This is a genomic window from Umezawaea sp., from assembly GCF_057122925.1.
In genome coordinates, this window is record NZ_DBNGPQ010000166.1 from 140,987 (window position 1) to 147,768 (window position 6,782).

Genomic DNA, 6,782 nt, shown 5'->3' on the forward strand with positions numbered 1-6,782 from the left:
CGGGCTCGGCGCGGTCACGCCTCCGGTCCACTCAGGACGGAGCGGGCAACGCCACGTCGCGCACGGTGGTGACCGGGGTCGTGCCGATCGGGCCGTCGTGCAGTTCGCGCGTGTGCGGGGCGAGCGGGCGGTAGGCCCGGTCGCGGATGCGGGCGTCGATCGCGAGCCGCGGCGCCAACCCGGCCGCCATCGAGGCCCGCTCGTCGCCGCCGTCGACGTGCGCGGTGACGGACACCTCCAACCGCGCGGGCAGCACACCACCGACCACGGTGAGGGCGACGTCGCCGAGCGCCGCCCGCAGCGCGGTCGTGAACCCGTCCCAGTCGTCGGCGCGCAGGTCCCTGGCCGCCGGAGCGCACACGACCATCCGCGCACCGCGCACGTCACCCGTCCCACCGCGGCGCGCGGTCGTCCACCACGGCACGTCCACCGCGGCGCCGCGGACCTCCAGGGCGGCTCGCAGGGCCGTGCGGTGGCGTTCGAACGTCACGGGCAGCGCGAAGACGGCCGTCCGCGGGTCGACGTCGTCGTCCAGGGTGATGTCCACGCAGGTCCCCACCCACGGGAGCGGCGCGGCGTCCGTGACGTCGACCGGCCAGTCGGCCACCGAGATCGACCGGTACGCCAGCGCCAGCCGCAGCGCGGCGTCCTCCAGCATCCGCTTCACCCGCAGGCGTTCCTGGAACCCCTCGACGTCGAACGCGTCGACGTCGCCCAGTTCCGCCAGGGGGACCCCGCCCTCGCGGAGCGCCCACAGCGTCTGGCCGTGGCGGATCTGCTCGCTGGAGTACCGCCGGTAGCCCGACACCGGGTCGACCACCACGGGTTTCAGGATGCCGCGCTCGTCGTAGAGCCGCAGCGCCTTGGGCGTGAGCCCGCTGAGCATCGAGAACTCACCGATCGTCATGTCCAGGTCGGAAATGGGGACCTCCTCGGCTCTGCCTGACCTCGTCGACTCCCATGGTGGGCCTTGCCCGAAGGGGAAGGTCAAGCCCCGAGGTCGGCCGAGGAGGCGGATTCCCGCGGTGACCAGCACGACCACGAGCGGCGCGCGCGACCAGGCAGGCGGTGGGCCCGGCAGCTCGTCGAGCGGGACGCGCTCCGCGCCGACGTCGTCCCGCGCACCCTCGCCACCGGGGCGCGGAGGCGGGAGGATCAGACCGGTGACGAGGAAAACCCCGGCGGGCACGTGGATCGCGGAGATCTGGTTCGACCCGTCCTGCCCGTACACCTGGATCACGTCGCGCTGGCTGGTGGAGGTGACCGGGGTCCGCCCGGTCGAGATCCGCTGGCACGTGATGAGCCTGTCCGTGCTCAACGAGCACCGCGACGACGACCCGGAGGGCGACCCCGACGGCTACCTGTGGGTGCCCGTGCGGGTCTGCGCGGCGGTCGAGCGGCACCACGGGCACGAGGCGCTGGGGCGGTTCTACACCGCGCTGTGGACCCACGTCCGCGACGGCGACGACTGGACGGGCGACCTGGAGACCGCGCTGGCGGAGGCGGGGCTACCACGGGAACTGGCCGCGGCCGGGACGTCGCGGGAGTACGACGACGCCGTCCGCGCCTCGCACCACGAGGGCTTCGGGCTGGTCGGCGGCGACACGGGGACGCCGGTCATCGCCGTCACCGGTCCCGGCGCCGATCGGACCGCCGTGTTCGGGCCGGTCGTCTCCCGCGTCCCCCGAGGGGAGGAAGCGGGCAGGCTCTGGGACGGCCTGCTGCTCACGACCTCCGTGCCGGGCTTCCACTCGATCACCGGGCCACCGCTCGGCGGACCCGAGTTCTGAGGCGACCACCATCCCCACGGCGGCTACGCCCGGTCCGCTCGCGGGTCGGCGGTGGCCGCGGCCGCGGCCAGGGCGCCGGGCAGCCCACCGGACCTGGTGACGATCTCCGTCAACGCGGGCGACACGGCCGGTCCGCCGAGCCGGGTCGCGAGCAGCGCCGTCGCGTCGGTCCGGCTCAGGGGGCCCAGGAGCAGGGTGCGCGCGTCGGCCGCGGCGACCAGGCCGCTGAGCCGCTCGCGGCTCGTCACCACCGCCACGCTGCCGGGGGTGCCGGGCAGCAGCGGCAGCACCTGCTCGGTGTCGCGGGCGTCGTCGAGCACCACCAGCACGCGCCGTCCCGCCAGCGCACTGCGGTAGCACGCCGACAGCGCGGCGAGGCCGGTCGGGACGTTCCTGGCCCCGAGGTCGGAGAGGAAGCCGCGGATCGTCTCGGCCGGGTCCGCCGGTCGCGCACCGGTGGACCCGCGGAGGTCGGCGAACAACTGCCCGTCCGGGAACCGGTCCCGGATCCGGTGCGCCCAGCCGACGGCCAGCGCGGTCTTGCCCGACCCGGCCGCCCCTCGGACCACGATCGCGACGGCGGGCCGCCCGCGGACGCTCGACAGCACGGCCAGCTCCCGCAGTTCGGTCGCCCGGCCGCAGAGCCGCACCGCGGGCGGCAGCTGGCGCGGTGCCCGGTCCGGCACGCCCCGCGCGTGGCTGAACGCGTACTCCAGCACGGTGTGGCGGGGCTTCCAGAACTCGGACACCCCGGTGGGCACCGACAGGGTGGCGGCGGCGCCGTACTCGTCGGCGTAGGCGAGGAAGCTCTCGACCAGTCCTCGGACCGTGCCCCACGCGGGCGGACGCCGGATGGCGCCGGTCAGGATCGCACCGATCTGGCTCTTGCTCAGCCCCACCCGGCCCGCCAGCGACCGCAGGCTCGGTCCGCCCGCCTGCCGCCACATCAGCCGCAGATCACCGCACAGCTGGTCGAGGAGTTCGCTCTCCGCACCCATGTTGTCCCCCTCGGTCCACGTCCGCTGGAACGATCGTCGCAAGCCGGAATGGACGGTGACTGGACGTCCGTCCGGAGGTGTCCGGTCACCACGCCGACGCCGCGGCCCCCCACCTGCGCGGACGTCGTGCGTGTCCGGAGGTGTCCACGATCGACGCCCACGCGGTGCCGCACCGGTCACGGTGGGGCCGTTGACTCCCCCTACCGGAAGGACAACCCCAGTGCGCCACCACGTTCGCAGGGCCGCGTCGGCCATCATGATCACGCTGTGCTGCATCGCGGGCCTCACGCTCACCACGGGCCAGGCGGGTGCGGCGGCAGCGCCGTCGAAGCCGCTGAAGACCACGTTCGGAACGGTCCTGACCAAGATCGACGACTCGAAGGCCTCGGCGGCGCTGCCGGAGACCATCTACTGCGGCGGCTACGTCACCAACCCGTACCAGGCGGGCGGCGCGGTGCGGGTCGACATCCACGGCGACTGCACCTCGGTCGTCGACAACATCTACCTCAGCCCCGCGCTCTACTACAGCAACGGCGTCAACGTCGCCGAGCGGCCGAAGAACTTCCCGTCGACGGCGGTGGCCGACCACTTCGCGGTGACCAACTGCCTCGGCATCAACCTGGAGTACTTCGGCTACGGCGTGGCGATCTTCACGAAGGCGGGCTACGCCGGTTCGCCGCTGGTGCTGGCGGGCCAGACACCGAACGTGACGATCTTCTGCTGACCACGTCGCGGTGGCGGGGCGAGCCCCCGCCACCGCGGCTCGGGTCTCGCCCTGGAAGCAATCGATCCGAAAACGGTTCACCGAAGCGGCATGGGATTGGGCCGATCGGGGTAATCAGCCCTCGTCGTCACGAACCCGCGGAGGAAGTCATGCTGCTGCCCCAGCCCCGAGGACCGGTGAGCGCCGCCCTGACCGGGGCTCTGCTCCGAACGCCCGGCCCCCTGTCGGTCCCACCGCTGGACGCCGTGCCCGACGCCGTGCACGACGAGGACCTCCAGCTCGCGCTGTGGATCTGCTACGAACTCCACTACCGCGGCTTCGACGACGTCGACGACTCGTGGGAGTGGGAGCCGTCGCTGCTCGCGGCGCGCGCGGCCCTGGAACGGGTGTGGATCGCCCACCTCCGCGAGATCGGCCCCGCTCAGCGGGTCGAGCCCGACGGCGTCGCAGGCGCACTGGCCCGCCTGGTCGACGAGGACGACGGCCCCTCGCTGGCCGGCTACCTCCAGCGGACCGCGACCCGCGAGCAGTTCCGCGAGTTCGTGGCGCTCCGGTCGGTCTACCACCTCAAGGAAGCCGACCCGCACTCGTGGGCGATCCCCCGGCTGGAGGGCGCCACCAAGGCGGCGCTCGTCGAGATCCAGAACGACGAGTACGGCGGCGGCCGTGCCGACCGCATGCACTCCGAGCTGTTCCGCTCCACCATGCGCGCCCTCGACCTGGACGACACCTACGGGCACTACGTCGATCGGGCGCCCGCCGTGACGCTGGCCGTCACCAACGTCATCTCCCTGTTCGGGCTGCACCGGAGGTTCAGCGGCGCGCTGGTCGGGCACCTGGCGGCGTTCGAGATGACCTCGTCGCTGCCCAACCGCCGCTACGGCAACGGCCTGCGCCGTCTGGGCGGTGACGCGGTCGCCACCCGCTTCTACGACGAGCACGTGGAGGCCGACGCCGTTCACGAGCAGGTCGCCGCGCACGACCTGTGCGGCGGCTACGCGATCCAGCACCCCGAGGCCGCGTCCGAGGTCCTCTTCGGCGCCGCCTGCTGCCTGGCCGTCGAAGCGGAGTTCGGCCGCCACCTGCTCGACAGCTGGCAGCGGCGCGGGTCCGCGCTGCGCGGCGACGACCTGGCGCACGTCGCGTGAGCCCCGACCGGAAGGCCGAAACCCCCGCGGCGGCGGAGGTTCGCACCACGATCACGTCCTATGAGGACGGACCCCTCCTGGTGCGGGGCGACTTCGAGCTGCGCACCCACTCCGGCGAGGTCATCAACCCCGGTCGCGCGACCGTGGCGCTGTGCCGGTGCGGCCTCTCGCTGATCAAGCCCCTGTGCGACGGCACCCACAAGTCCGCCAAGTTCCACGCCTCCGGCGGTGACCGCGAACGGTGACGGCGAGCCCGCTCGTCCGGGCGAACCGACTACCGCGTGTATCTCATCTCGTTCCTGGGTAATCCGTTCGCAACACCGCACCATCACCCGGACGAGGGAGGAACCTATGCAGGGCGACATCGACACCTACCACGAGAACGGCCAGTGGAAGAACAAGGTCGAGGGGAACACGCAGGCCTCCAACACGCACGACACCAAGGAGGCGGCCGTCGCCAAGGGGCGTGAGATGGCCATCGAGGCAGGTGTCGAGCACATCATCCGCAACCTCGACGGCCAGATCGCCGAACGGCAGACCTACCCGCGCAGCCGAGACCCGCGCAACATCCCCGGCTGACGCCACCGAAGACCCCCGCGCACCGCCGAGTTCGGCACGACGAGCGCGCTGCGAGGCCGAGTCGCCACGAGGACCCGCTGGTCCGGCGAACTCGGCCTCGCGCCGCGTCGGCCGCCGGGTGAGCGAGACCCACGAGTGGTCGCGCCCGCGGGTGAAACGCTCCACATCAGACGGAAAGCCCTGGTCACGGTAGAGCAATGCTCCCGTGGACGACGTGGGGCTCCGACACCGGACACGCGAGTTGTCACGCTGAGTAGCCGTGACGTCGTCGAGGCAGCTCTGTCCCACCGACCAGGTGGCGATACGGCTTTTCCAGTCGTAGCAACGATCCCCGGAACGGTGACAGGCCTCCGCACGAGATTCTTCCCGCCGCACAACGGCTACTCCCACTCCAGGAACGGACAGAGGCCGAGTGCGGAGAGGCGACCCGTGAAGGAGATCGACCCGAACCACCCGACCCGATCCGGTTCCGCCGCTAGTTGACCACCGTGTTCGAAGCTCGTTGTCACGGAAGGAAGACCATGCACAAGAACATTCAGCGCGGCCTGTTGGCCGCGATGATGTCCGGAGCACTCGTCGTGCCGGGTGTGTCGGCCGCCCACGCCGGGGTCCCAGGCCCCGATCTCGCGGGTTCCGGACCGGCAGGCTGGACGGGCGGGACGCACCACGGCGACGGCCTGCTGCTCGCCCTCGCGGGCGACGGCGCTGGTTCGGGCGACGGTGGCGACGCGGTCAGCGACAACGTCGCGGTGTCGGGTGACTCCGGTGATTCCGGCGACTCGGGCTCGACGGGTGACAACCTGACCTACGTCTACTGCCCGCTGGGCGACTGCGTCACGTACGTGGTGTCGGGCGACTCGGGCGACACGACCACCGGCGACACCGGCGACGCGTCCAACTCGAGCACCACCGTCGGCGGCGACACCGGTGATGGCGGCGACGGTGGTGACGCCGAGGTGGAGAGCGGTGTCACCGCGGTTCCCATGGCACTGACCACGGAGGCCGAGGAACCGGTAGTGGCGGTCGCGGGTGACGGTGCCGCGTCCGGTGCTGGCGGCGACGCCGCCAGCGAGAACACCGCCGTGAGCGGTGAGTCCGGTGACTCGGGCGAGTCCGGTGACACCGGCGACAACCTGACCACCGGGGCCTTCGACGGCTGGGACCACGAAGCGTGGGGCCACGGCACCGGGTACCACCACGACTGGGACCAGCAGGGCTGGAACTCGTGGGGCTGGAACGGCCTCGAGCACGGCGACTGGAGCGACCAGGGCAACTGGGACGACCACGGCGACTGGAACGGCTACGGCGACGACTCGGAGACCGTGTCGGTCACGGGTGACTCGGGCGACACCATCACCGGTGACACCGGCGACGCGTCCAACGACAGCGTCACCGTCGGCGGCAGCTCCGGCGACGGCGGCGACGGTGGCGACGCCGAGGTGTGGACCGGCGACCTGATCGAGGTCGTGCACAGCTAGGCATCGTGGCGCGTCCCGATTCGTCGGGGCGCGCCGCGGTCGTGGCCCGGCCGCGGCTCCCCCCG

The 6,782-nt window shown here is 72.3% G+C and carries 8 protein-coding genes; 6 read left to right on the forward strand and 2 right to left on the reverse strand.

The features are described from left to right. Positions 1-31: 31 nt before the first annotated feature. Positions 32-907, reverse strand: a complete 876-nt coding sequence (locus AC156L_RS37685) for a MerR family DNA-binding transcriptional regulator (protein WP_330877989.1) — start codon at positions 905-907, stop codon at positions 32-34. Between the two features lie 256 nt (positions 908-1,163). Between AC156L_RS37685 and AC156L_RS37690 the strand changes: the two genes are divergently transcribed. Then, entirely contained in the window at positions 1,164-1,790 is a 627-nt protein-coding gene (locus AC156L_RS37690; protein ID WP_330877990.1) for a mycothiol-dependent nitroreductase Rv2466c family protein, read from the forward strand. Positions 1,791-1,813: 23 nt separating this feature from the next. On the opposite strand, the gene AC156L_RS37695 is transcribed toward AC156L_RS37690, so the two are convergent. Then, positions 1,814-2,788 (reverse strand): hypothetical protein, encoded by a 975-nt coding sequence (locus AC156L_RS37695; RefSeq protein WP_484407718.1) that lies wholly within the window; start codon positions 2,786-2,788, stop codon positions 1,814-1,816. 220 nt (positions 2,789-3,008) lie between these two features. On the opposite strand from AC156L_RS37695, the gene AC156L_RS37700 reads away from it, so the two are divergent. The 5 genes from AC156L_RS37700 (at position 3,009) to AC156L_RS37720 (ending at position 6,717) form a co-directional block, all read left to right on the forward strand. Beyond that, positions 3,009-3,512, forward strand: a complete 504-nt coding sequence (locus tag AC156L_RS37700) for a hypothetical protein (RefSeq protein WP_330877992.1) — start codon at positions 3,009-3,011, stop codon at positions 3,510-3,512. Between the two features lie 149 nt (positions 3,513-3,661). Next, a complete protein-coding gene (locus AC156L_RS37705; RefSeq protein WP_330877993.1) occupies positions 3,662-4,660 on the forward strand; it encodes an iron-containing redox enzyme family protein in 999 nt (332 codons plus the stop codon). After that, on the forward strand, positions 4,657-4,905 hold the full coding sequence (locus tag AC156L_RS37710) for a CDGSH iron-sulfur domain-containing protein (protein WP_330877994.1): 249 nt from the start codon (positions 4,657-4,659) through the stop codon (positions 4,903-4,905). The genes AC156L_RS37705 and AC156L_RS37710 overlap by 4 nt, the downstream gene beginning before the upstream one ends. A gap of 106 nt (positions 4,906-5,011) precedes the next feature. Next, positions 5,012-5,239, forward strand: a complete 228-nt coding sequence (locus tag AC156L_RS37715) for a DUF2188 domain-containing protein (RefSeq protein WP_330877995.1) — start codon at positions 5,012-5,014, stop codon at positions 5,237-5,239. A 521-nt stretch (positions 5,240-5,760) separates the two neighbouring features. Then, the gene (locus AC156L_RS37720) at positions 5,761-6,717 is read left to right on the forward strand and encodes a hypothetical protein (RefSeq protein ID WP_330877996.1); all 957 of its coding nucleotides are present in this window, start codon (positions 5,761-5,763) and stop codon (positions 6,715-6,717) included. Positions 6,718-6,782: the final 65 nt, after the last annotated feature.